Here is a 23199-nt window from a genome sequence, read left to right as displayed (position 1 = left end):
TCAGCTGGATAGAGTACTCGGCTACGAACCGAGCGGTCGGAGGTTCGAATCCTCCCGGATGCACCATATTCTCCTTAACAACAGCGAAAATGTTGTTTCATGGTCTGCGAAATTATCGCCAGCACCAGGGAGGATAACGTTGCGTAAGCAACGGCCCGAAGGGCGAGGCGCAGCCGAGTCATCCTCCCGGATGCACCATATTCTCCTTAGCAACAGCCTTCTCCTTAGTAACAGCGAAAATGTTGTTTCATGGTCTGCGAAATTATCGCCAGCACCAGGGCGGATAACGTTGCGTAAGCAACGGCACCCTCTTCACGCTTCCCTCGCCATCCCGATAACCGCGTTTTTCATCCCAGTTTCATCCGACTTTTTTATTGGCAAGCCGCGCTTTCCACTATAATTTATCCTTGTATATCAGCGTTATCAGGCTGAGATAAATGCAAGGAGAGAAATCCATGAAATGGTTCAAAGCAATACCTGCTTTTTGCGCGACGCTGCTGGTGGCGACGGTCCTCGCTGGCTGTGCCGGTTCGTCCACCAAAGAAAGTACCGGCGGTTACATTGACGATACCGTGGTGACCACTAAGGTGAAAACGGCGCTCTTTAACGATAAAGACATCAAGTCCTCTGAAATCAGCGTCCAGACCTTTAAAGGCCGCGTCCAGCTGAGCGGATTTGTCTCCTCCGCGGAAAGCGCTAAACGGGCGGTGGAAGTCACCCGTCGGGTGCAGGGTGTGCGAATGGTCGAAAACGATCTGCGTATTAAATAAGGCCGTCTATCCGGTCTGATGCCTGAAGGCGCCTGTGGGCGCCTTTGTCGTCTGCGCCGCTGGCCGCGACAACGACCGGCTTTTGCGTTACAGTAACCATTCATTAACCGGTTGGTGAGAAGACGATGTACGAAGGTTACGCAGGACTGATCTTTGATATGGATGGCACCATCCTCGATACCGAGCCGACCCACCGTCAGGCATGGAACGAGGTGCTGGGCCGCTACGGTATGCGTTTCGACGAACAGGCGATGGTCGCCCTCAATGGCTCACCGACCTGGCGGATTGCCCAGGCGATTATTGAACTCAACCAGGCGGATCTCGATCCACATCGCCTGGCGCAGGAAAAAACCCTGGCCGTTAAGGCGATGCTGCTGGATAGCGTACGCCCATTGCCGCTGATCGAGGTGGTCAAAGCGTGGCACGGCCGTCGCCCGATGTCGGTCGGCACCGGTAGTGAAAGCGCCGTCGCCGAAGCGCTGCTGGCGCACCTGGGCCTGCGTCATTACTTCTCCGCGGTGGTGGCGGCCGATCATGTGGTCAACCATAAACCCGCGCCCGATACCTTCCTGCTGTGCGCCGAGCGCATGGGCGTCGCGCCGGAAAAATGCGTGGTCTTCGAAGATGCCGACTTTGGTCTGCAGGCGGCGAAGCGCGCGGGAATGGACGCTGTAGACGTGCGTTTGCTGTGAGCGACGCGCTGTCACTCCTCTCGCTGTTTGCCAGTAGCTTTTTAAGCGCCACGCTGCTTCCCGGCAATTCGGAGGTTGTGCTGGTTGCGATGCTTCTTACGGGGGTTAGTCATCCGTGGTGGTTAGTATTAATAGCAACAATCGGCAATAGCCTTGGAGGGGTAACTAACGTTATTCTGGGGCGCCTGTTTCCGCTGCGTAAAACCTCGCGCTGGCAGGAGCGGGCGGCCGGCTGGCTTAAGCGCTACGGCGCGGTGACGCTGTTGCTAAGCTGGGCGCCGGTTGTCGGCGATTTACTGTGTTTGCTGGCGGGATGGATGCGCATTTCCTGGGGACCGGTACTCTTTTTCTTATGCCTTGGAAAGGCGCTGCGCTATATCGTCATTGCGGCAGCGACGCTTCAGGGCATGACGTGGTGGCACTAATTGGACTGATAGTTCATCCATTACAATTATGCTTATTCAAACGATTTCGACAGGCGGGAGGTCAAATTGATCCCGGACGTATCACAGGCGCTGGCCTGGCTGGAAAAACATCCGCAGGCCCTGCAGGGTATTCAACGTGGTCTGGAGCGGGAGACGCTGCGCGTGAACGCAGACGGTACGCTGGCGACGACCGGTCACCCTCTGGCGTTAGGCTCAGCGCTGACGCATAAATGGATTACCACCGATTTTGCCGAAGCTTTACTCGAGTTTATTACGCCGGTGGACGGCGATATTGAGCATATGCTGACCTTTATGCGCGATGTCCATCGCTATACCGCGCGTCAGCTTGGTGACGAGCGGATGTGGCCGCTGAGCATGCCTTGCTATATCGCCCCCGGTCAGGATATTGAGCTGGCGCAGTACGGCACCTCTAACGTGGGACGCCTGAAAACGCTGTATCGTGAGGGGCTGAAGAACCGCTACGGCGCGCTGATGCAGACTATCTCCGGCGTGCACTATAACTTCTCGCTGCCGATGACGTTCTGGCAGGCGAAGTGCGGTGTGGAAGACGCTGAAAGCGGGAAAGAGGCCATTTCGGCAGGCTATTTCCGCACGATTCGTAACTACTATCGCTTTGGCTGGGTGATCCCGTATCTGTTCGGCGCCTCGCCGGCGATTTGCTCTTCATTCCTGCAAGGAAAGCCGACGTCGCTGCCCTTTGAGGAGACGGGCAACGGCATGTACTACCTGCCGTACGCCACCTCGCTGCGCCTCAGCGACCTCGGTTATACCAATAAGTCGCAAAGCAATCTCGGAATTACGTTTAACGATCTGCACGAGTATGTGGCAGGATTGAAGCGCGCGATTAAAACGCCGTCGGAAGAGTACGCCAAAATCGGGCTGGAAAAAGACGGTAAGTATCTGCAGATCAACAGCAATATCCTGCAGATTGAAAACGAACTCTATGCGCCGATCCGCCCGAAACGCGTCACCCGCCGGGGCGAAACCCCGTCCGATGCGCTGCTGCGCGGCGGCATTGAGTACATTGAAGTGCGTTCGCTGGATATCAACCCGTTCTCGCCGATCGGCGTTGACGCCCAGCAGGTGCGTTTCCTCGATCTGTTTATGGTTTGGTGCGCGCTGGCCGACGCGCCGGAGATGAGCAGCGATGAGCTGCTGTGCACCCGCACCAACTGGAATCGGGTGATTCTGGAAGGCCGTAAGCCGGGCTTAACGTTGGGCATCGGCTGCGAAAGCGCGCAGTTCCCGCTGGCGCAGGTAGGTAAAGATCTGTTCCGCGATTTACGCCGCGTGGCGCAGACGCTGGATAGCATTCACGGCGGCGAGGCCTATCAACAGGTCTGCGATGAGCTGCTGGCCTGTTTTGACGATCCGGAATTAACCTTCTCAGCCCGCATTCTGCGTTCTATGATTGAAGAAGGGATTGGCGGAACCGGCCGTGCGCTGGCCGATCGTTACCGGACCCAGCTGCGTGAAGAGCCGCTGGAGATCCTGAGCGAAGAAGATTTCATCGCCGAGCGCGACGCGTCGGTGGCGCGACAGAAGAAAGTAGAAGCGGAAGACAGCGAGCCGTTTGAGGCGCTGTTGGCGCGGCACGCGTAGCGCTGGAAAAGAAAAAGGCCACATCACTGTGGCCAAACTTTCATCTCTGATTCAGGGATGATGATGATAATAAATGCGCGTCTTTCATATACTGAGACTCGCGGCTGAACAAAGAGTTCATTTTATTTTAAAAAAATTCACTCCCGGAGGTGACGAATGCCGTTGTTAGATAGTTTCACAGTCGACCATACCCGAATGGAAGCCCCAGCGGTGCGTGTCGCGAAGAAAATGAACACGCCGCATGGCGATGAAATCACCGTATTCGATCTGCGCTTCTGCGTGCCGAACCAGGAAGTGATGCCGGAGCGCGGTATCCACACCCTGGAGCACCTGTTCGCCGGCTTTATGCGCGATCACCTGAACGGGAATGGCGTGGAAATTATTGACATTTCGCCGATGGGCTGCCGCACCGGGTTCTATATGAGCCTGATTGGTACGCCGGACGAGCAGCGCGTCGCCGACGCCTGGAAAGCGGCGATGGCCGACGTGCTGAAGGTGCAAGATCAGAACCAGATCCCGGAGCTGAACGTCTACCAGTGCGGGACCTATACCATGCACTCGCTGGAAGAGGCGCAGGAGATCGCTCGTCATATCATTGAGCGCGATGTGCGCATCAACAGCAACGACGAACTGGCGTTGCCGAAAGAAAAACTGCAGGAACTGCACATCTAGTGCTTCCGCCGCGGCCCGGCGCCTGTCGCCGGGCCGCTCTCCCGACGCCGCCATGACGACCACCACCACCTTCTCCTTTCAGCACCGCCCGCTGGTGCCCTTTGCCCATGATTACGCTCACGGTGACCAGGAAGACTGGCATCAGCATGACTGCGCCCAGCTGCTGCATATTTTAAGCGGCGTGGTGCGGGTGGCGACGCCGGCAGGCTACTGGGTGGTGCCGCCCGGGCGCGGCGTCTGGCTGCCGGCGGGAACGCCCCACGCGCTGCGCATGACCGGCAACGTCGCGGCGCGCACGTTGTTTATCGATCCGCTGGCGCGCGCCGATCTTCCGGCGGGCTGCCAGATCGTACAGATCACGCCGCTGCTGCGGGAACTGATCGTCTCTTCCCTGGCGCTGGCCGAGCGCTATGCCCCCGCCAGCCGCGACGAACGGATTTATGAGCTGATCCTCGATGAGATCCGCGGGATGGCGATCCTGCCGTTTGGCCTGCCGGAGCCGCAAAGCGAAACGTTGCGCCGGCTGTGCCAGCAGGTGCGCGAGGCGCCGGGCGACGTCTGGAGCAGCAGCCAGGCGGCGAAGGCGTGCAGCATGAGCGAGCGAACCCTGAACCGCCATTTTCAGCAGCAGACTAGCCTGACGTGGCGCGAGTGGGTGCGCCGGGCGAAGCTAATGGAAGCGTTGATTCGCCTGGCGCAGGGCCACTCCGTGCTGCGGGTGGCGCTGGAGCTGGGCTACGGCAGCCACAGCGCCTTCAGCGCCATGTTTCGTCGGGTGATGGGCGTCGCCCCCAGCGACTATTTTCGTCCGCCGGCCTGATCGGCGGCGCTGAGCGCATTGCACAGCGCCTGCAGCGAGGCGCGCGCCACGTCATTATCGATACCCACGCCCCAGTAGCTTTCTCCTTGCGGAAAAACGCAGCGGATATAGGCCACCGACCGGCTGTCGCTGCGCGCGCCGAGGGTATGCTCATGATAGTCCTTGATCATAAACGGCTGCCGAAACAGCGCGCTGAGGCCGCTGGCGGCGGCGGAGAGCAGGCCGTTGCCCTGGCCCTGCAGGCGTCGGGTTTCGCCGTGGTGACGCAGCGTCGCCTGCAGGGACAGCTGGCCATCCTGCTGGCTGGCGCTCTGATAATCGACCAGCGTCAGCGCAGGCTGCGCCTGCAGCCCGTAGCGCGTGCGGAACAGCTGCCACAGCGCATGGTGGGTCATCTCTTTGCCGTCGCTATCGGTGGCCTGCTGAACGTGCTGGCTGAAGTCCTGCTGCAGCCCGCGGGGCAGCTTCAGACCATGATTTTGTTCGATAAGCCAGGCGCTGCCGCTTTTCCCCGACTGGCTGTTGACGCGGATCACCGCCTCATAGCTGCAGCCAATATCCTGCGGGTCAATGGGCAGGTAGGGCATCCGCCATGGGTCGCCAGGCTGACGGGCATCAAACCCTTTTTTGATCGCATCCTGATGGGAACCGGAGAAGGCGGTGTAGGCCAGACTTCCCGCCCACGGGTGGCGCGGGTGCACGGGGATCTGATTGCAGTTTTCCACCACTTCCACCACCCGGTTCATCTGCTCGAAGCGAAGCTCAGGGTCGACGCCCTGGCTGTAGAGGTTCATCGCCAGCGTCACCAGGCAGACGTTGCCGGTGCGTTCGCCGTTGCCGAACAGGCAGCCTTCCACCCGGTCGGCGCCGGCCATCACCGCCAGCTCGGCGCTGGCGACGCCGGTACCGCGGTCATTGTGAGGATGCACGCTGATGCAGACCTCGCCGCGGCGGGAGAAATGGCGGCAAAAGTACTCGATCTGATCGGCATAGACGTTGGGGGTGTTGACCTCCACCGTCGCCGGCAGATTGACGATCATCGGTCGCTCGGCGCAGGGCTGCCAGACGTCCGCCACCGCTTCGCAAATCTCGAGCGCAAACTCCGGTTCGGTGAAGCAGAAGGTTTCAGGCGAATATTCATATTGCCAGCGGGTCTCCGGCTGTTGTTCGCACTGCTGGCGGATAAGCCGGGTGGCGCGGGTCGCGAGGGCGATCACCTCGGCCTTGTCCATGCCGAAAACCAGTTCGCGGAACAGCGGCGCGGTGGCGTTGTAGAGGTGGACGGTGGCCCGGCGGGCGCCGCGCAGCGCTTCAAAGGTACGCAGGATCAGCGGGTCCCGCGCCTGGGTCAGCACCTGGATGGTGACCTCCTCCGGGATGCGCTGTTCGTCAATCAGCTGGCGGACAAAGTTGAAATCGGTTTGCGAGGCGGAAGGGAAGGCGACCTCAATCTCTTTAAAGCCGCACTCCAGCAGCAGATCCCAGAACTGCAGTTTGCGGGCGCTGTCCATGGGCTCCGCCAGCGCCTGGTTGCCGTCGCGCAGGTCGGTCGACAGCCAGCGCGGGGCGTGGCTGATTTGCCGGTCCGGCCAGCGGCGGTCGGGCAGGGTAATCGGCGGATAGGGACGGTACTTTTCAGCAGGATGGCTCAGCATAGTGTTCTCCTTAATAGTCAGCCTCTATCCTGCCCGAGCGCCGGCTGGCGGGCTTTCGCAAACGAGACAGAAACTAGCGAGAACTGGACAACCTGACGCCGTAAAAAAGGGACCCGCAGGTCCCTTGATGTGAGGCTTAGTGCGCGCCGCCGCCGCCGCCGCCGGCGCTGAACGGGGGTCTGGCGAACCACACCAGTCCCAACAGCAGGATGAAAATGGCCGCTGAGATCCAGAAGATTTCGTTGGCGGAGATAATCAGCCCCTGGTTGGTTATCTGCTGCGCTATCCAGCCGGACGCCTGCTGCTGCGTCATTCCCATCCCCTGCAGCTGATCGTAGATCTGCTGCGCGTTGGGGTTGAACGGCGTCACCGATTCGGTGAGCTGCGCATGGTGCAGCGCCTCGCGGTTGGTCCACAGGGTGGTGGTGATCGAGGTCCCGATGGAGCCGGCAAGGGTACGGGTGAAGTTCGACAAGCTCGACGCCGCCGCCAGCCGTTCCGGCGGCAGGCCGGAGAGGGTGATGGTGGTCAACGGCATGAAGAAGCAGGCTACCGCGAAGCCCTGGATAAACTGCGGCCACGCCGAGGCGCCAAAGTCCATCCCCGGTTCGAAGGTCCAGGCGCGCCAGTAGAAGCAGACGGCGTACATGATAAAGCTGAAGGTGACCAGCCGTCGCATATCGAGCTTATGCGCAAAGCGGCCGATAATCGGCGACAGAATGACCGGGATCACCCCCACCGGCGCTGACGCCAGGCCGGCCCAGGTCGCGGTGTAGCCGTAGACCTCCTGCAACAGCTGCGGCAGCAGCACGATGGCCCCGAAGTAGAGCATGTAGGCCAGGCTGATACAGAGGCAGCCGATGGTGAAGTTGCGCGACTTAAACAGCGACAGATCGACAATCGGGTTATCGTCGGTCAGCTCCCAGACGATCAGGAAGCTTATCGCCACCACCGCCACGATGGTCAGAATGATAATTTCATTGGAGGAGAACCAGTCCAGCTCTTTACCCCGGTCCAGCATCACCTGCAGGCTACCGATACCGATGATCAGCAGCGCCAGGCCGACGCCGTCGATACGCCGCTGTTCGGTTTTGGTTTCCCGGTTGCGCAGGGTCTGCAGGGTCATCAGCACCACCGCCACGCCAATGGGCACGTTGATAAAGAAGATCCATCCCCAGTGGTAGTTATCGCTGATATAGCCGCCGAGGATCGGGCCGCAGATGGGGGCGACGATCACCGTCATCGACCACAGCGCCAGGGCGATAGAGCGTTTCGCCGGCGGATAGTTGCTGAGCAACAGACTTTGCGACAATGGGATCAGCGGCCCGGCAACAATCCCCTGAATGACGCGGAAGAAGATCAGCATCGTCAGGCTGTTGGAGACGCCGCAGGCCCAGGAGGCGATGGCGAAAGCGGTGGTGGACCACAGGAACAGCTTCACCTCGCCCACGCGCTTGGCCAGCCACCCGGTGATCGGAATGGAGATGGCGTTAGCGACCCCGAACGAGGTGATGACCCAGGTCCCCTGGCTCAGCGATGAGCCAAGGTTACCGGCGATGGTCGGGATCGCCACGTTGGCGATAGTGGAATCCAGCACCTGCATGAACGTCGCGAGCGACAGCGCAATGGTCATGATGACCAGCTGCGCGCCTTCCAGCGGTTTTTGCTGTTGCATTACACTCACCCCGAATTATCCGGCGTTGGCCTGAATGATCTCGTCTATCAGTTTATTGACCGGATCGAGAGCGATTTCGCGGGCATTGCTCTCGTAGACCGGGGAGCTCCGCACCTGGCTTGCCAGCATTTCGCCATCGCGATCGGTGGTGTTAACTTCCACCAGCGTCGAGAGGCCGATGCGCAGCGGATGTTCCGCCAGCTGTTTTTCATCCAGCTCGATGCGGACCGGCAAGCGCTGTACCACTTTGATCCAGTTGCCGGTGGCGTTCTGCGCCGGCAGCAGGGAGAAGGCGCTCCCGGTTCCCATATCCAGACCAACCACCTTGCCGGTGTATTTCACGTCATCGCCATAGATGTCGCTGATTACGGTGGCCGGCTGGCCGATGCGCATATGCGCCAGCTGGGTCTCTTTAAAGTTAGCGTCGATCCACAGGTTGGTCGCCGGAACCACCGCCATCAGCGGCGTGGTGGTGCCGATCTGCGCCCCAGGCTGTACCGAGCGGCGGGAAACGTAGCCGCTAATCGGGCTGACGATCTGCGTACGCTGCAGGGCCAGCCAGGCGTTACGCACTTCGGTCGCCGCCTGCAGCACCGCCGGCTGCTGTTCCAGTTTGGTACCCAGCACGATCGCCTGGTTGGCGTTGTACTGCTGGATTGCCACGTCAAGCTCGGCCTGCGCGCTGGCGACGGTGTCGCGGGCGTGCTGCAGCTCTTCGCGGCCGATGAGGTTCGCGGCGCCCAGCGGGATGCGGCGGTTCAGGTCAGCCTGTGCCTGGGCGAGGGCGGTCTTTTTGACGTCAATATTCGCCTGCAGCTGCTTGCTGTTGATCATCTGCTGACGGGTTTGACGCACGCTGGCGGCCAGCTGCGTTTTGGCTTTCTCAAACGCCTGTTGGGCATCGGTCTGATCGAGAGTGACCAGCGGATCGCCTTTCTGCACATAGTCCGTGTTGTCTGCCCAGACTTTGGTCACGCTGCCCGAGACCTGGGCCATAATTTGCACCTGGTTCCCTGCCACGTAGGCATCGTCGGTCTCTTCGTAGTGACGCAGTACCAGAAACCAGTAAATCCCATATGCCACGGCAATAATAATGAAGAGCAATGTCAGCAACAGAAGGGCGCCTTTACGCTTCCCTTTTTTGCTGCCTGGTTGCTGCGGGGTTTGGCTCTCCGCATTTGCGCTCATGTTATTCTCCACGATCTTATTATTTCACATCGGCTGAGCCGACCTGTTTATCAGAAAGGCCAGCAGAGATCTGCTGGCCTGGCTGTTTTCCTTGCAACGTAAAAATGGGCTGAGCGACGCCGCCCTTAGCGTAGAGAGTCCGCCAGCACGCCTTCTTCTTCCATCTGGTCAAGGCGGCTCAGGAGTTTGCGGGTAATGTGTTCGAGCTGATCTTTTTCGCTGGTGCTGAGTGAAGACCACAGCTGGTGCAGGCAGTTATGCTGCGGCGGCAGGACTTCACGCAAAAACTGATGGCCCTTTTCGGTCAGCTGCAGATGCAGACAGCGACGATCGTTATCGCTCTCGCGGCGTTCAATCCAGCCGCGTTTTTCCAGTTCATCAGCGATACGGGTGGCGTTAGTACGCGACGAGCCCAGCGCACAGCTCAGCTCGGACGGCTGAATGCTGTGGTTTTCCTGCGACTCCAGCGTAATCAGCGCCATAAATAATGTCTCGTTAATTCCCTGCGCTTTGAGCATTTTATTGCGATTTTCCAGCAGCTTACCTTGCATATGCATGCAAAGACGAGTTAACAGAATCTCCTGGAACGGGAAATCTTCATGGCGGCTGGCGCGGAACTTGAGCATTTGCTCAATGGGAGTAAACGAACTATCCATTTGGGTATGACCTCATTAATTACAGCCGATATAATAACTATTGTGACAAATAAATCAAATGAATTATTGACCAAAATTGATACGCAAAGCTTAGAGCCCGCTGGCGATTTTCCAGGCCAGACCGTAGGCCAACGCCGACAGCAGGGTCGGGATAATAATGCTGCGGGTTTTCCAGAAGGCGCCCCCCAGCACCAGGAAGCCGATCAGCGTCGGCGCCAGGCGATGGGCATCGGCGAGGATCTCCGGCACGCTGGAGACCACCAGCAGCGCGCAAATCGAGGCGATGCCGATGGTATCCAGCAGCACGCTGACCGGGCCACGACGGGCAGGCCGGGCATGACCCGCGCGCAGACGCAGGGGAAGATAACGAAACAGATAGTTCACGCCGCCGACAATCACTCCGAGCAGAAGGACCTCACTGTTCATCCGGCATCCCCTTCAGCATGGCCTGGACCAGCGCCGTCAGACACCCGCAGACAATTCCGGCGAGGATCGCCGCCGGAATGGAAAATAACAGAATGCCGCCCAGCGCGCCCGCCAGCGCCGCCGTGACGCACAGCGATTGCTGGCGCTGGAAAGAGGCCAGCAGGAAGCTCATAAACAGCGCCGGCAGCATAAAGCCGAGCGCGGCTTCCACCGCCGGATAATCCACCAGCAGGCCGTTGCCGGACCAGGCGCCGGCCAGCGTGCCGCACACCCACGATGCCCACGAGGTAAACGCGAGACCGAGCATCCAGTTTTCGCTCCAGCGTCGGTTGTCGCGTACCAGCCTGGCGGTGGCGGCGGCGAAAACCTCATCGGTCAGGCCGAAGGCCCAGAGGGCGGTCTTCTTTTTGTCCAGCGCGGTATGAATGCGGCTGCGCAGCGAGGGGCCATACAGCACGTGGCGGACGTCCATCGCCATCACCGTCAGGGCGGCGACCCACAGCGAACTGCCGGCGGCCAGCATGGCGGTGATCACAAACTGGCTGGCGCCGGCGTAAATAATGCAGGAGAAAAACAGGCTTTCCAGCGGGGTGAAACCCAGCCGGGTGGCGTTCAGTCCGAAGGCGAATGCCACCGGAAGGTAGCTGATGACGATGGGGAGACTGTCTTTAATGCCTTCGCCGACGGTAGCGACACGTTCAGATAAGGCACAGGTTAAGGGCGCGGGGTTTTCCATATGAATAACTTATCGCTGGATCCATGTGAAGGTGGCAAATTGACCGATGTCCCCACCTTAACAGAGCGCGGCGCGCCTTAACACTATGAAAATGCCCGCAATCCGCTTTTCCATGACCCTGACGGGATGAAAGGCGGGGAAGAGGCCCGGATAAGGCGCCAGGCCTTATCCGGGGGCGGGTTACTGCTGCGCGGCGAGCGCGGCTTTCACCCAGCTGTCGAACAGCGGCTGGTGGGCTTTGATCCAACCATCAACATGACCGTTAATGTCGGCTTCGGAAGCATGGCCTTCGTGCATCATCGCATTCTCGGCGTTGATGTCGGCGATCGGCAGCTTCATGACGCTAAACAGAGTGGCGGCGGCCGGATTTTTCTCCGCCCAGGCTTTGTTGGCGACGATGTGCATGGTGTTGACCGGGAAGCCATAGTTGGCGCCGTTGGCCAGTTTGGTATCGATGTTTTTCTGCTCGCCCGGCAGGGAGGAGAACGGCACCTGCAGCCAGACGACGTCTTTGCCAGGCTTCAGCACGTCGCTAACCCAGTACGGCGTCCAGGTGTAGTAGAGCACCGGTTTACCCTCTTTATAGCGGGCGATGGTGTCGGCCATCATCGCCGCGTAGTTGCCCTGGTTATGGGTAACGGTTTTGCTCAGGCCATAGGCGTCAATCTGGTGGTTAATCACCGCTTCGCAGCCCCAGCCCGGGGTGCAGCCGGTGAGGTCCGCTTTACCGTCGTTGTTAGTATCAAACAGTTTGGCGATCTGCGGATCTTTGAGCTGATCGATAGAGGTAATGTGGTACTGCTCGGCGGTTTTTTTATCGATCAGATAGCCCTGGGCGGCGCCTGAGACGTACACCCCCTTGCGGTAAAATTTGTTATCACCGCCCGCCGCGGCGTACATGTCATCGTGCAGCGGCTGCCAGTTGGTGGCGATAAAGGTAGTATCCCCGGCGGCAATCGAGGTATAGGCGACGTTATAGTCCACTTCGCTCGGTTTTTCGACGGTGTAGCCAAGCTTCTCCAGCGCGCGGCTGACCAGCAGGGTCTGGAAGCTCTCTTCGGAGATAGTGCTCTGGGCCGGCTTGACGGTAATTCCTTTCCCCGGCAGGTCGGCGGCGAAGGCGCTGGTGGCGATCAGGGTGGCAAAGGCGGCGGTGGCCATCATCGTGCTATGTCGCATGGTGGTTCCTCTTATTGTTTAACGGGAAGGCGGCTCCCCGGCATCGGCTGGTGCCGGGGTGCGGCGCTGTTATCGACTTATCGACAGAAAGGGCGAGTGAGAAGCCCCAGCGGGCCGGTGGTGTACCAGCGGCGGTTGCCGCGACTGCGGGCGTCGCGGCCGACGGCCTGGGTGAGGCGGTCAAGAATAATCGCCAGGATCACGATCCCCACGCCGCCGACGGTGGCCAGGCCCATATCCAGGCGGCCAATGCCGCGCAGCACCATCTGGCCAAGACCGCCGACGGCGATCATTGAGGCGATCACCACCATCGACAGGGCCAGCATCAGCGTTTGGTTAACCCCGGCCATAATGGTGGGCATCGCCAGCGGCAGCTGAACTTTAAACAGCAGCTGGCGCGGGCTGGCGCCAAACGAGCGCGACGCTTCGATCAGATCCGCAGGCACCTGGTTTATACCGAGGATGGTCAGACGGACGATCGGCGGCAGGGCGAAGATAATCGTCACCACCACGCCGGGCACGTTGCCGATGCCGAACAGCATCACGATCGGCACCAGGTAGACGAAGGCCGGCGTGGTCTGCATGGCATCCAGCAGCGGGCGGATAATTTTCGCCGCTCGCGGACTGCGCGCCAGCCAGATCCCCAGCGGCAGGCCGATGATCATGCAGAACAGCAGGGCGGTGAGGACCAGCGCCAGGGTGACCATCGCCTGCGACCACGCGCCGATGGCGCCGATGGCAATCAGCGAGACCAGGGTGGCGACCCCCATGCCGAGGCTGGAGATCTGCCAGGCGATCAGCGCGAAGACGATAATCGCCACCGGCGCCGGCATCCCCAACAGCAGCTGCTGGAAGGCGCTGAGGATGTAGTCGATCGGCACGCGGATCCCCTGGAACAGCGGGCGGAAGTGCAGCACGATCCAGTCGATGGCGTGGGTCACCCAGCTGTCGAGCGGGATCAGGGTCTTATGGAACGGATCCATGATATTGAACTGTTCCGGCTGCGGCGCCGGGGCGCTGTGCAGCCAGTCGGCGCCGCCGCCATTAGTCGGCGCGGCAGTTGAGGCGCCACCCCAGGCGTCTGCAGCCTGAGCGGCGCCGTCGGTTGCCGGGGCGCTGTCCCACGGATTGGTTTGATCAGCCATGATTCACCCCCTCGCGATCTAAAGCCTGAAGCAACATTCGTTTGGAAATGATGCCAATATATTGTTGTTCTTCATCCACCACCGGGACGGCGCACGGGGCGTGGCCGACGTGGGAGAGCAGATCGCTGAGCGGCGTTTGCGCCTCCACCGCCAGCGGGGCGTCAATCAGCGCCGCCTCGATCCCCTGGCCGGCGCTGAGCGCGGTTTTCAGAGAATCGATCGAGACAATCCCGACAAAGCGATTACCGCGCTCAATGACATAACCATATTCCCGGTCTTCATCCTGTAATAATTTCAGCGCAGAGCGGGGGCCAAAACCTGGCGTTTTACGAATCAGGCCGACCGGGCTACGACGGGCAATATCTTTCGCGCTGAAGACCTGGCTAATATCGACGCCGCGGAAGAAGGTGCGGACATAATCATTGGCCGGATTATTCAATATTTCATCCGGAGTGCCGACCTGAACCACTTCGCCATTTTGCATAATGGCGATACGATCGCCAATTCGCATGGCTTCATCAAGGTCATGGGAAATAAAGACAATGGTACGCTGATGCTTAGCCTGTAATTTGATCAGCTCATCCTGCATTTCGGTACGAATGAGCGGATCGAGCGCGGAGAAGGCTTCATCCATTAACAGAATATCGGGATTAATCGCCAGGGCGCGGGCTAAACCGACGCGCTGACGCATCCCGCCGGAGAGTTCATCCGGCCAGGCGTGGGCATAATTCTCCAGCCCCACCTGACGCAGCGCTTCCCGCGCTTTTTGCTCTCGCTCAGCGGCCGGGACGCCGGCAAGCGCCATGCCAAACGCCGTATTGTCGAGCACGCTCATGTGCGGCATCAGCGCAAAGGACTGAAAAACCATCGCAATTTTTTTACGACGCACCTCGCGCAGCTCGGCGTCCGACATTTTGGCGATATCGACCCCGTCAATCAGCACCTGGCCGCGGGTGGGTTCAATCAGGCGATTGAGAAGGCGAACCATGGTGGATTTCCCCGAGCCGGAGAGCCCCATGATGACGAATATCTCGCCTTCTTCAATGGCCAGACTGGCGTCTTTGACGCCAAGCGACAGCCCCGTTTTTTCCAGTATTTGCGCTTTGTTGAGTCCTTTCTCAATATATTTGAAAGCACGGTGAGGGTGCTCGCCAAATATCTTATAAAGATTTTTAATTTCTAATTTAATTGCCATGCAATAGAGAAGTTCCTGTTATTTGTTTATTGCGATATGGTACCCAATGGTGATAATGATCTTTTTACACCCTAACATACTCAGATTCTGTGACAACCCTCAATGGCGAACTCTCGGCAAAATGGAGTGAGGGACATGGCGGCACAGCCCCCGTGATATAAGGGCTGAGCGGTAATTTGTTGTGGGTAATATTTTTTGATTATCTTTGGATAATTCGACTGAAATGGACCGGTTTTCTGCTAAATATGACGAAGTGATGACGGTTAGACCATGGAGAGAATATTTGGTGGATTAATCGCGATTCTGTGAAATTGATCACCAGGAATATGCGGGCGATATTCCTGGTGAAAGTACGGTTAAAAGTCCCAGTCGTCGTCGGCGGTCTCTTCCATTTTTCCTATCACGTAGGAGGAGCCGGAGCCGGAGAAAAAGTCGTGGTTTTCATCGGCGTTGGGTGACAGCGCCGCGAGGATCGCCGGGTTAACCGCCGCCATCTCCGCCGGGAACAGCGCCTCGTAGCCGAGGTTCATCAGCGCTTTGTTGGCGTTGTAGCACAGGAAGGCGCTGACGTCGTCGAACCAGCCGCTCTCGCCGTACAGTTCCCGGCTGTAGGCCAGCTCGTTGTCGTACAGATCCATCAGCAGATCGAGGGCGAAGTTTTTCAATTCTTCGCGCTTACCGGGGCTGACGATCTCCAGTCCTTTCTGATACTTGTAGCCGATGTAATAGCCATGCACCGCTTCATCGCGAATGATCAGGCGGATCAGATCCGCGGTATTGGTCAGTTTTCCCCGACTGGAGAAGTGCATCGGCAGCCAGAAGCCGGAATAGAAGAGAAAGGATTCGAGGAACACGCTGGCGATTTTTTTCTTCAGCGGCTCGTCGGCCTGATAGTAGCTCAGCATCAGCTGCGCTTTGCGCTGCAGAGGTTCGCAGCTTTCGCTCCAGGCGAAGGCGGCATCCACCTCTTTGCTATGGCACAGCGTGGAAAAGATGGAGCTGTAAGAGCGGGCATGAACCGCTTCCATAAAGCTGATATTCGACAGCACCGCCTCCTCATGCGGGGTCAGAGCGTCCGCCATCAGCGCCGGCGCGCCGATGGTGTTCTGAATGGTATCGAGCAGGGTCAGCCCGGTAAAAACGCGAATGGTCAACTGCTGCTCCGCCGCGCTGAGGGTTTGCCAGGCGGGAATGTCGTTCGACAGCGGCACTTTCTCCGGCAGCCAGAAGTTGCTGGTGAGACGATTCCACACCTCCAGATCTTTATCGTCATCGATGCGGTTCCAGTTGATCGCGCTGACGCGCGTTAAATGGGTCATCCTGTTCTCCTTACAGCGCGCAGGACACGCAGCCTTCAATTTCAGTGCCTTCCAGCGCCAGCTGGCGCAGTCGGATGTAGTACAGCGTCTTAATGCCTTTCTTCCAGGCGTAGATTTGCGCCTTGTTGATATCGCGGGTGGTGGCGGTATCCGGGAAGAACAGGGTCAGCGACAGCCCCTGATCGACGTGGCGCGTCGCCTCGGCGTAGGTGTCGATGATCTTCCGGGGCCCAATCTCGTACGCATCCTGATAGAGGGCCAGATTATCGTTATTCATAAACGGCGCGGGGTAGTACACCCGTCCGGTTTTCCCCTCTTTGCGGATCTCAATCTTCGAGACGATCGGGTGAATGCTGGAGGTGGCATGGTTGATGTACGAGATCGAGCCGGTGGGCGGCACCGCCTGCAGATAGCGGTTGTAAATGCCATAGCGCATGACGTCGTCGCGCAGCTGGCGCCAGCTTTCCCGGTCGGGCAGGGAGATGCCGGCGCGGGCGAACAGCGCGCGGACCCGTTCGGTTTTCGGCTGCCACGACTCCTGCAGATATTTGTCGAAGTATTCCCCGCTGGCGTAGCGCGACTGCCCGAAGCCGGCGAAGCGCTGGCCGCGCTCGCGGGCCAACAGCATCGAGGTATGCAGCGCGTGCCAGGTCACGGTGTAGAAGTAGATATTGGTGAAGTCCAGCCCCTCCGGGCTGCCGTAGGCAATGCCTTCCCGCGCCAGGTAGCCGTGAAGATTCATCTGCCCCAGACCGATGGCGTGGGAGGCGGCGTTGCCGGCCGCCACGGAGGGGACCGACTGAATGTGGCTCATGTCGGACACGGCGGTCAGGGCGCGCACCGCGGTGGCGATAGTGAGGCCGAAATCCGGCGAGTCCATGGTGTGGGCGATGTTCAGCGAGCCGAGGTTGCAGGAAATATCTTCCCCGATATGGGCATAGCTGAGATCTTCATTATAGGCGGACGGCGTACTGACCTGCAGGATCTCGGAACACAGATTGCTCATGGTGACCCGCCCGGCCACCGGACTGGCGCGGTTCACCGTGTCTTCAAACATGATGTACGGGTAGCCGGATTCAAACTGGATCTCCGCCAGGCGCTGGAACAGATCGCGGGCGCGGATCCAGCGTTTGCGAACCCGATCGTCGGCTACCAGCTGTGGATAGAGGTCGCCGATGGCGCAGTCGGCGAAGGGTTTGCCGTACAGCCGTTCGACATCATACGGCGAGAAGAGCGCCATCTGCGCGTCTTCTTTCGCCAGCTGGAAGGTGATGTCAGGGATCACCACCCCCAGCGACAGGGTTTTGATGCGGATTTTCTCATCGGCATTTTCACGCCGGGTATCAAGGAAGCGCAAAATATCGGGATGGTGAGCGTGCAGCCAGACCGCCCCCGCCCCCTGGCGGGCGCCGAGCTGGTTGGCATAGGAGAAGGCGTCCTCCAGCATCTTCATCACCGGCACTACGCCGGAGGACTGATTTTCGATGCGCTTGATCGGCGCCCCGGCCTCGCGCAGATTGGAGAGTAAAAAGGCCACGCCGCCGCCGCGCTTCGACAGCTGCAGCGCCGAGTTCACCGCCCGGCCGATGGACTCCATATTATCTTCAATGCGCAGCAGGAAGCAGGAGATCAGCTCCCCGCGCTGCTGTTTGCCGGCGTTAAGGAAGGTGGGCGTGGCCGGCTGGAAGCGGCCGCTGAGTATCTCCTCCGTCAGCTGCCGCGCCTGCTGTTCATCGCCCCGGGCCAGCGTCAGGGCCACCATTACGCTGCGTTCCGCGAAATCCTCGAGGTAGTGCTTGCCGTCAAAGCTCTTCAGCGCGTAGCTGGTATAGAACTTCCAGGCGCCGAGGAAGGTCTGGAAGCGAAACGCGGCGCGCCGGGCATGGGCGAACAGCGCCAGCACAAACCCGCGATCATAGCCGGCCAGCAGCTGGGGATCGTAATAGCCCTCGCGGACGAGCCAGCTGAGTTTATCCTCCTGGCTGGCAAAGGCGAGGGTGTTGGGCTGAACCTGGGTCGCCATAAAAGCCTCAACCGCCTGGCGATCTTTCTCAAACGGGATGCGGCCCTCGCTGTCGTACAAATTCAGCATCGCATTGAGGGCGTGAAAATCCACGGCGGCGGTTATACGTTCTGCGGTTGTCGTTGCCAAAATTCGCTGACTCCTTTACGCACGTTATCGATATCGTTGGGGGTTCCCATCAGCTCGAAGCGGTAGAGATAGGGCACGGCGCATTTCTGCGCGATGACATCCCCGGCGCGCCCCCAGGCGTCGCCAAAGTTGCGATTGCCGGCGGCAATCACCCCGCGGATCAGCCGACGGTTATGTACGTCGTTTAAAAAGCGGATCGCCTGACGCGGCACGGCGCCGGCGGTACCGCCGCCGCCATAGCTGGGAACGATGAGAATATAGGGCTCGTCTACCTGCAGAGGTTCACGCTCGTTCAGCGGGATGCGCACCGCCGGCAGCCCCAGGCGCTGCACAAAGCGATGGGTGTTCTCCGAACGGCTGGAGAAGTAGACGATGAGGCTCATGCGCTGGCCGCCGCGACGGAGGGGCGCAGGCGATTGATCATATCCGGGCGGAAGCCGCTCCAGCGCAGGTCGCCGGCGATCACCACCGGCAGCTGGCGAAACCCCTGCTCGCGCAGGGTGTCGGCGGCATCCGGCTGCTGGTCGACGTTGACCATTTCAAAGGCCAGTCCCCGGCTCTCCATGGCTCGTCGGGTGGCATGGCACTGCACGCAGTTATTTCGAGTGTAAATAGTAATGCGCATGATTCGTATTTCCATTTAAGATAACAGCACGGCGCTAAACGTAGCGTCGAACGTTGTGGGCCATTCGATAAGGAAATACTAGATGTAGTTATTTAAAACTTCAACCACTCAATATATAGCGTTTTTAGCAAAGCGTTCCCCCGCCGGGGTGGCCAGGCGGAGGAGAGGGAAGGCTGCGCGAAACTACAGACGCATGGCGACGGCGAGGCGGTTAAAGGCGTTCATCAGGCTGATGGCGAAGGTGAGATCGCTTATCTGACGTGGGGTAAAATGTTCGCGCAGCGGCAGGTAAACCTCATCTTCCGCATGGCTGGCGGCGATGTCGGTGACCGACTCGGCCCAGGCAAGCGCCGCGCGTTCGCCAGGGGTAAAATGGTCGCTCACCCGCCAGCCGGCCAGGGCATCCAGCTTGCTCTGCGCCATGCCGCCTTTGCGCAGCGCCTGGCTGTGCTTCTCAAGGCAGAAGGCGCAGCCGTTGATCTGCGACACGCGTAAATAGACCAGCTCCACCAGGGCGCTGCCCAGCTCGCTTTTCTCCAGCGCGAGGCTGGCCTGCACCAGCCCTTTATAGACTTCCGGGCTCAGTTCACTGAATGGCTGACGTAATTGGCTCATGGTGTTCTCCTCTCTAAGACGGCAGCCAAAATAGCACTATAATGGACTGCAAAAGATAGCCATATTGTGATGAAAAAAGCAGACCATAATGGAAGCCAGCCACCTCCCTCTCTATCAACGCATCGCCCGCCAGCTGAAATCCGCCATTGAACGTGGCGAACTGGCTCCGGGCAGCCGTCTGCCCGCCAGCCGGGTGTTTGCCCAGGAGCAGGGCGTCTCCCGGGCGACCATCGAAAACGCCTGGGGCGAACTGGTCGCCCAGGGCTGGCTCGAGCGACGCGGGCAGGCGGGAACCTTTGTCAGCGAGCGGCTCAGTCCGCGCCAGCTGGCGCCTGTGCCGCCAGCGCAGCCTGCCGCGCCGGCGGAGCCGTTGCCGTTTCAGATGGGGCTCCCGGCGCTGGATCTCTTTCCGCGCGGGCTGTGGGCGCGGGTGATGGGGCGCCGGCTGCGGACGCAGTCGCGGTTCGATCTGGCGCCCGGCGATCCCGGCGGCGACCCGCTTCTGCGTCAGGCGATCGTCGACTATCTGCGCCTGTCGCGCAGTATCGACTGCCAGCCGGAGCAGGTCCTGATCGCCGGCAACTATGCCACCGCCATGAACCTGATCCTGCGTACCCTGGCGCAGCCGGGGCAGCATATGTGGATGGAGGATCCGGGATATCCCTTTATCCGCCCGGTGGTCGAGGCCGGGCAGCTGGTGGTGGATGCGATCCCGGTGGACGACGAAGGGATGGATATCGCCTGGGGCCAGCGCCATCACCCGCAGGCGCGGTTTGCCCTGCTCACCCCGGCGCATCAGAGTCCGCTGGGAGTGGCGCTCTCGCTGCCCCGGCGTCGCCAGCTGTTGGCATGGGCCGCGGAGCGTGACGCCTGGATAATTGAGGATGATTACGATAGCGAGTTTCGCTATCGCGGCAAACCGCTGCCGCCGCTGAAAAGCCTTGATGCGCCACAGCGGGTCATCTACGCGGGCACCTTCAGTAAGTCGATGTTTCCGGCGCTGCGCACCGCCTGGCTGGTGGTGCCGACCGCGCTGGCGGCGCGCTTTCACCAGACCGTGGAGCGCCAGCCCTGCACCGTTCCCACCCTGTGGCAGCAGACGCTGGCGGATTTTATCCAGCAGGGCCATTTCTGGCGTCATCTGAAAAAAATGCGCGCCAGCTACAGCCAGCGCAGGGAGTGGCTGGAGTCGGCTCTGCAGGCGCAGGGCTTTCAGGTCACGCCGCAGCAAGGGGGGATTCAGCTGGTCATGCCCGTCAACGGCGACGATCGCCTGCTGGCCCAACGGGCGGTGGCGGACGGGCTGGCGGTACAGGCGTTGAGCGACTGGCGGATGCGCCATACCGGCGAGGGGGGATTACTGATGAGTTTTACCAATATTCGCTCGCCGGCAATGGCTGGCGCGCTGGCCCGGCGGCTGAGGGAGGCGATCGGCGTCGGCGGCGTCACGCCCGCTGGCGTATAAAAAACCCCTGCGGCCAGAGGCGCGCAGGGGCTGACGCGTATTTGTTATCTTCATTGCTTTCCGTGAAGCAGGCGGGCTTCCGCGCGCTTATCGCGCGGCGGCAGCAAACGCTATAGCTATTATCGACGTAAATTGAGCAATACGCCAATAAATACCCCGACGGCGGCGGCGGCGCCCACGCTGTGCCACGGTTTATTGCGCACGTAGGTGTCGGCGCAGCCCAGCGCATCGCACGCTGCCTGGCGCGCATCCAGCGCCGCCTGCTGCACCCGGTTGTGGCCATTAAGGCGGGCGCGGGTCTCTTTTAACAGCGACTGCGCTTTGGCACGCGCCGCTTCCGCTTCCTCTTTCGCGTCACTGCCCCAAGATTTCAGCACCTCTTCCAGCGTGTCCGCTAATTGGCTGACATCGTTATGAATATCTTCGGCGTTCTCGTCAAAATTGTTGCGGTTCACATGGTTAGCCATCGTTATCTCCCTTAATTCCATCGAGTGAGTAAGTGTAGGACAAGATTTTGAATTATGCTTACTGCTGTGGTTTCTGGAATATTCCGAAAGCACTGCCCTTAATGAATAAGGTAAGGTCAATGTGCGGTAAAAGATAACGAGGAATCAGTATGTATTTAAGACCCGATGAGGTGGCGCGTGTTCTTGAAAAAGCCGGCTTCACCATGGATGTTGTGACGCAAAAAGCGTACGGCTATCGCCGCGGCGATAATTATGTTTATGTGAACCGCGAAGCGCGCATGGGGCGAACAGCGTTAGTTATTCATCCAGCGTTAAAAGAGCGCAGCAATATGCTGGCTGAACCGGCTTCAGATATCAAAACCTGCGACCATTATGAACAGTTTCCGCTGTATTTAGCCGGGGATGCGCAGCAGCATTATGGTATTCCGCACGGCTTTAGCTCACGCATGGCGCTTGAGCGTTTTCTTGATGGACTGTTTGGCGAAGCCCAGCCGGCCATGTCGACGAATTAATTCGCTGGATAAAGACCCGGGCGAAGCTGGCTGGAGGGAGGAAGCGACTGGCAGAGCCAGTCGCTGTTAACGTGTCGGTCAGGCTTTCGCCTGCTGGTAGGGCGCCACGCGGAACAGGCGGCGGCAATAGTCGAGGAAGTAGCCGTAAGCGGCGCCCATCATCATTGAAACCGCCAGGTTCGAGCTCACCGCAGCGACAATCTGGTGCCAGTCCGCACCCACGCTCCACAGAATGGCGACATAAACCGGCGACTGAAAGGTCACGTAGGCCAGCACGTCGGCCATATTTTTCATCCAGCCGGCCGGAGTGATGCGCCGGGCCTGACGCATCGCGAAGTCGCGATAAATCCCGTAAGGGACAGCAATAATAATGTTGACCGGGATCGCCACCAGGCGCGACGATAACGACTGCTCAAACGTCATACCAGAGAGAAAAATTTCGATCATCATGTTGACGACGGTGCAGTAAACCACCATCGCAAAGGTGTCTGCAACCGCATGCCGCAAGCGGGAGTGCGCAGAGAACATCGGAGTGCTCCTCGAAAATGAAGTCAATAACGCCGAAAAATGCGCGTTGGTATAGCGTTTTTGGGCTGCCTGTTTTGATGTGCGTAGAGTATATCTCTGCATTAAAAGTGGCAACTAGCTATAAATTTTTATTTATTGCCTTTTTGTCGATAAAATACTCTGCGAAGGTCGGTTTTTTGCCCGTTACGCTACTTTTATTGCTGGTTTTATTAAATTCTTTTAATTTCAAATGGTTGTGTTGTTTTGCGCCATGATATCTGACCAGGGGGTCGGCATCCGACCGCCCGCTGTGGCGCAAAATCGCGTTAGCCTGTAATGAGGGTCATGTTTAGATGTTTTTATGTCATTATGCCGGTTTTTGTGGTGAAAAATTCTAAAGCGATATGTGGTGTTTTATTCCGAATGACTGAGTAACTATTCATTTGGCCGCGCGGCGAGGACCTGCGCATTCACCGACGATAAGAGGATAACCCGCTGACCATAAAGGTAATATCGCCTTCTTGATATATTTTCCTATCTCACCATCCGCCGCTTTTATTTATTCAGGGTCTTATTGGCCTGCGCTGGCGAAAAAGAAGCGAGGATTTCCCGATATAAAGTAGGTGGAAAAGGTTTACTCTCTGCATAATATATTTATCTGGATAACCGAAGGCTGGAAA

General features: G+C 59.1%; 24 protein-coding genes. 8 read left to right on the top strand and 16 right to left on the bottom strand.

Annotated elements, in window-relative coordinates:
• Window positions 1-455: 455 nt before the first annotated feature.
• The 6 genes from QLG03_RS11000 (at window position 456) to QLG03_RS10975 (ending at window position 5002) form a co-directional block, all read left to right on the top strand.
• Window positions 456-770 (top strand): BON domain-containing protein, encoded by a 315-nt coding sequence (locus tag QLG03_RS11000; protein WP_023290762.1) that lies wholly within the window; start codon window positions 456-458, stop codon window positions 768-770.
• A gap of 125 nt (window positions 771-895) precedes the next feature.
• Entirely contained in the window at window positions 896-1462 is a 567-nt protein-coding gene (gene yqaB / locus QLG03_RS10995) for a fructose-1-phosphate/6-phosphogluconate phosphatase (RefSeq protein WP_004205690.1), read from the top strand.
• Entirely contained in the window at window positions 1459-1887 is a 429-nt protein-coding gene (locus tag QLG03_RS10990) for a YqaA family protein (protein ID WP_023290761.1), read from the top strand. Before yqaB ends, QLG03_RS10990 begins: the two co-directional genes overlap by 4 nt.
• A 66-nt stretch (window positions 1888-1953) precedes the next feature.
• Window positions 1954-3510: a glutamate--cysteine ligase gene (gene gshA, locus QLG03_RS10985; RefSeq protein ID WP_023290760.1), complete on the top strand. Its 1557-nt coding sequence runs from the start codon at window positions 1954-1956 to the stop codon at window positions 3508-3510.
• 156 nt (window positions 3511-3666) lie between these two features.
• Window positions 3667-4182, top strand: a complete 516-nt coding sequence (gene luxS, locus QLG03_RS10980; RefSeq protein WP_023290759.1) for an S-ribosylhomocysteine lyase — start codon at window positions 3667-3669, stop codon at window positions 4180-4182.
• A 52-nt stretch (window positions 4183-4234) separates the two neighbouring features.
• A complete protein-coding gene (locus QLG03_RS10975; protein ID WP_032456498.1) occupies window positions 4235-5002 on the top strand; it encodes a helix-turn-helix transcriptional regulator in 768 nt (255 codons plus the stop codon).
• Here the strand turns inward: QLG03_RS10975 and leuA are convergent.
• The 14 genes from leuA to QLG03_RS10905 all read right to left on the bottom strand — a co-directional run bounded on the left by leuA (window position 4981) and on the right by QLG03_RS10905 (window position 19568).
• Window positions 4981-6657: a 2-isopropylmalate synthase gene (gene leuA / locus QLG03_RS10970; RefSeq protein WP_023290757.1), complete on the bottom strand. Its 1677-nt coding sequence runs from the start codon at window positions 6655-6657 to the stop codon at window positions 4981-4983. The genes QLG03_RS10975 and leuA overlap by 22 nt on opposite strands.
• 136 nt (window positions 6658-6793) lie before the next feature.
• The gene (gene emrB / locus QLG03_RS10965) at window positions 6794-8332 is read right to left on the bottom strand and encodes a multidrug efflux MFS transporter permease subunit EmrB (protein ID WP_002914342.1); all 1539 of its coding nucleotides are present in this window, start codon (window positions 8330-8332) and stop codon (window positions 6794-6796) included.
• A gap of 15 nt (window positions 8333-8347) precedes the next feature.
• Window positions 8348-9520, bottom strand: coding sequence for a multidrug efflux MFS transporter periplasmic adaptor subunit EmrA (gene emrA, locus QLG03_RS10960; RefSeq protein WP_004205697.1), 1173 nt, complete (start codon window positions 9518-9520; stop codon window positions 8348-8350).
• Window positions 9521-9645: 125 nt separating this feature from the next.
• Window positions 9646-10176 (bottom strand): transcriptional repressor MprA, encoded by a 531-nt coding sequence (mprA, locus tag QLG03_RS10955; protein WP_002914337.1) that lies wholly within the window; start codon window positions 10174-10176, stop codon window positions 9646-9648.
• Between the two features lie 90 nt (window positions 10177-10266).
• The gene (ygaH, locus tag QLG03_RS10950; RefSeq protein ID WP_004205699.1) at window positions 10267-10602 is read right to left on the bottom strand and encodes an L-valine transporter subunit YgaH; all 336 of its coding nucleotides are present in this window, start codon (window positions 10600-10602) and stop codon (window positions 10267-10269) included.
• Complete coding sequence (locus QLG03_RS10945; protein WP_023290756.1) at window positions 10592-11338, bottom strand: AzlC family ABC transporter permease; 747 nt, start codon at window positions 11336-11338, stop codon at window positions 10592-10594. The genes ygaH and QLG03_RS10945 overlap by 11 nt, the downstream gene beginning before the upstream one ends.
• Window positions 11339-11518: 180 nt before the next feature.
• A complete protein-coding gene (gene proX, locus QLG03_RS10940; protein WP_023290755.1) occupies window positions 11519-12517 on the bottom strand; it encodes a glycine betaine/L-proline ABC transporter substrate-binding protein ProX in 999 nt (332 codons plus the stop codon).
• 77 nt (window positions 12518-12594) lie between these two features.
• Window positions 12595-13662, bottom strand: coding sequence for a glycine betaine/L-proline ABC transporter permease ProW (gene proW / locus QLG03_RS10935; protein ID WP_255988614.1), 1068 nt, complete (start codon window positions 13660-13662; stop codon window positions 12595-12597).
• Window positions 13655-14857, bottom strand: coding sequence for a glycine betaine/L-proline ABC transporter ATP-binding protein ProV (proV, locus tag QLG03_RS10930; RefSeq protein WP_002914328.1), 1203 nt, complete (start codon window positions 14855-14857; stop codon window positions 13655-13657). Before proV ends, proW begins: the two co-directional genes overlap by 8 nt.
• Window positions 14858-15213: 356 nt before the next feature.
• Window positions 15214-16176: a class 1b ribonucleoside-diphosphate reductase subunit beta gene (nrdF, locus tag QLG03_RS10925; RefSeq protein WP_048298088.1), complete on the bottom strand. Its 963-nt coding sequence runs from the start codon at window positions 16174-16176 to the stop codon at window positions 15214-15216.
• Between the two features lie 10 nt (window positions 16177-16186).
• Window positions 16187-18328, bottom strand: a complete 2142-nt coding sequence (gene nrdE, locus QLG03_RS10920; RefSeq protein ID WP_048298087.1) for a class 1b ribonucleoside-diphosphate reductase subunit alpha — start codon at window positions 18326-18328, stop codon at window positions 16187-16189.
• A complete protein-coding gene (gene nrdI / locus QLG03_RS10915; RefSeq protein WP_255988612.1) occupies window positions 18301-18711 on the bottom strand; it encodes a class Ib ribonucleoside-diphosphate reductase assembly flavoprotein NrdI in 411 nt (136 codons plus the stop codon). The genes nrdE and nrdI overlap by 28 nt, the downstream gene beginning before the upstream one ends.
• Window positions 18708-18953, bottom strand: coding sequence for a glutaredoxin-like protein NrdH (gene nrdH / locus QLG03_RS10910; protein ID WP_186977162.1), 246 nt, complete (start codon window positions 18951-18953; stop codon window positions 18708-18710). The genes nrdI and nrdH overlap by 4 nt, the downstream gene beginning before the upstream one ends.
• A gap of 183 nt (window positions 18954-19136) precedes the next feature.
• Window positions 19137-19568 carry a carboxymuconolactone decarboxylase family protein gene (locus QLG03_RS10905; protein WP_023290749.1) on the bottom strand — a complete coding sequence of 144 codons (432 nt, stop codon included), beginning with the start codon at window positions 19566-19568 and terminating at the stop codon, window positions 19137-19139.
• Window positions 19569-19656: 88 nt separating this feature from the next.
• Between QLG03_RS10905 and QLG03_RS10900 the strand changes: the two genes are divergently transcribed.
• Entirely contained in the window at window positions 19657-21033 is a 1377-nt protein-coding gene (locus QLG03_RS10900) for a PLP-dependent aminotransferase family protein (RefSeq protein WP_085551723.1), read from the top strand.
• A 119-nt stretch (window positions 21034-21152) separates the two neighbouring features.
• Here QLG03_RS10900 and QLG03_RS10895 read toward each other — a convergent pair whose 3' ends face one another.
• The gene (locus QLG03_RS10895; protein ID WP_032432206.1) at window positions 21153-21500 is read right to left on the bottom strand and encodes a DUF883 family protein; all 348 of its coding nucleotides are present in this window, start codon (window positions 21498-21500) and stop codon (window positions 21153-21155) included.
• A 149-nt stretch (window positions 21501-21649) separates the two neighbouring features.
• Here QLG03_RS10895 and QLG03_RS10890 point away from each other — a divergent pair, with 149 nt between their 5' ends.
• Complete coding sequence (locus QLG03_RS10890; RefSeq protein ID WP_134895588.1) at window positions 21650-22012, top strand: DUF2002 family protein; 363 nt, start codon at window positions 21650-21652, stop codon at window positions 22010-22012.
• 78 nt (window positions 22013-22090) lie between these two features.
• Here the strand turns inward: QLG03_RS10890 and alaE are convergent, their stop codons facing one another.
• Window positions 22091-22540: an L-alanine exporter AlaE gene (gene alaE, locus QLG03_RS10885; RefSeq protein ID WP_004205719.1), complete on the bottom strand. Its 450-nt coding sequence runs from the start codon at window positions 22538-22540 to the stop codon at window positions 22091-22093.
• Between the last annotated feature and the right edge of the window lie 659 nt (window positions 22541-23199).

This window comes from Klebsiella sp. V115_8, assembly GCF_029967715.1.
In the GTDB taxonomy this organism is placed as follows: domain Bacteria; phylum Pseudomonadota; class Gammaproteobacteria; order Enterobacterales; family Enterobacteriaceae; genus Klebsiella; species Klebsiella quasipneumoniae.
The sequence above is the reverse complement of the archived record's forward strand: the minus strand, read 5'-3'. Positions and strand labels throughout refer to the sequence as shown.

Bases quoted from the DNA above. Each gene is read 5' to 3' on its own strand.
- QLG03_RS11000 (WP_023290762.1), top strand. From the start codon at position 456: ATGAAATGGTTCAAAGCAATACCTGCTTTTTGCGCGACGCTGCTGGTG.
- yqaB (WP_004205690.1), top strand. From the start codon at position 896: ATGTACGAAGGTTACGCAGGACTGATCTTTGATATGGATGGCACCATC.
- luxS (WP_023290759.1), top strand. From the start codon at position 3,667: ATGCCGTTGTTAGATAGTTTCACAGTCGACCATACCCGAATGGAAGCC.
- QLG03_RS10975 (WP_032456498.1), top strand. From the start codon at position 4,235: ATGACGACCACCACCACCTTCTCCTTTCAGCACCGCCCGCTGGTGCCC.
- leuA (WP_023290757.1), bottom strand. From the start codon at position 6,657: ATGCTGAGCCATCCTGCTGAAAAGTACCGTCCCTATCCGCCGATTACC.
- emrB (WP_002914342.1), bottom strand. From the start codon at position 8,332: ATGCAACAGCAAAAACCGCTGGAAGGCGCGCAGCTGGTCATCATGACC.
- emrA (WP_004205697.1), bottom strand. From the start codon at position 9,520: ATGAGCGCAAATGCGGAGAGCCAAACCCCGCAGCAACCAGGCAGCAAA.
- mprA (WP_002914337.1), bottom strand. From the start codon at position 10,176: ATGGATAGTTCGTTTACTCCCATTGAGCAAATGCTCAAGTTCCGCGCC.
- ygaH (WP_004205699.1), bottom strand. From the start codon at position 10,602: ATGAACAGTGAGGTCCTTCTGCTCGGAGTGATTGTCGGCGGCGTGAAC.
- QLG03_RS10945 (WP_023290756.1), bottom strand. From the start codon at position 11,338: ATGGAAAACCCCGCGCCCTTAACCTGTGCCTTATCTGAACGTGTCGCT.
- proX (WP_023290755.1), bottom strand. From the start codon at position 12,517: ATGCGACATAGCACGATGATGGCCACCGCCGCCTTTGCCACCCTGATC.
- proW (WP_255988614.1), bottom strand. From the start codon at position 13,662: ATGGCTGATCAAACCAATCCGTGGGACAGCGCCCCGGCAACCGACGGC.
- proV (WP_002914328.1), bottom strand. From the start codon at position 14,857: ATGGCAATTAAATTAGAAATTAAAAATCTTTATAAGATATTTGGCGAG.
- nrdF (WP_048298088.1), bottom strand. From the start codon at position 16,176: ATGACCCATTTAACGCGCGTCAGCGCGATCAACTGGAACCGCATCGAT.
- nrdI (WP_255988612.1), bottom strand. From the start codon at position 18,711: ATGAGCCTCATCGTCTACTTCTCCAGCCGTTCGGAGAACACCCATCGC.
- nrdH (WP_186977162.1), bottom strand. From the start codon at position 18,953: ATGCGCATTACTATTTACACTCGAAATAACTGCGTGCAGTGCCATGCC.
- QLG03_RS10905 (WP_023290749.1), bottom strand. From the start codon at position 19,568: ATGAGCCAATTACGTCAGCCATTCAGTGAACTGAGCCCGGAAGTCTAT.
- QLG03_RS10900 (WP_085551723.1), top strand. From the start codon at position 19,657: ATGGAAGCCAGCCACCTCCCTCTCTATCAACGCATCGCCCGCCAGCTG.
- QLG03_RS10895 (WP_032432206.1), bottom strand. From the start codon at position 21,500: ATGGCTAACCATGTGAACCGCAACAATTTTGACGAGAACGCCGAAGAT.
- QLG03_RS10890 (WP_134895588.1), top strand. From the start codon at position 21,650: ATGTATTTAAGACCCGATGAGGTGGCGCGTGTTCTTGAAAAAGCCGGC.
- alaE (WP_004205719.1), bottom strand. From the start codon at position 22,540: ATGTTCTCTGCGCACTCCCGCTTGCGGCATGCGGTTGCAGACACCTTT.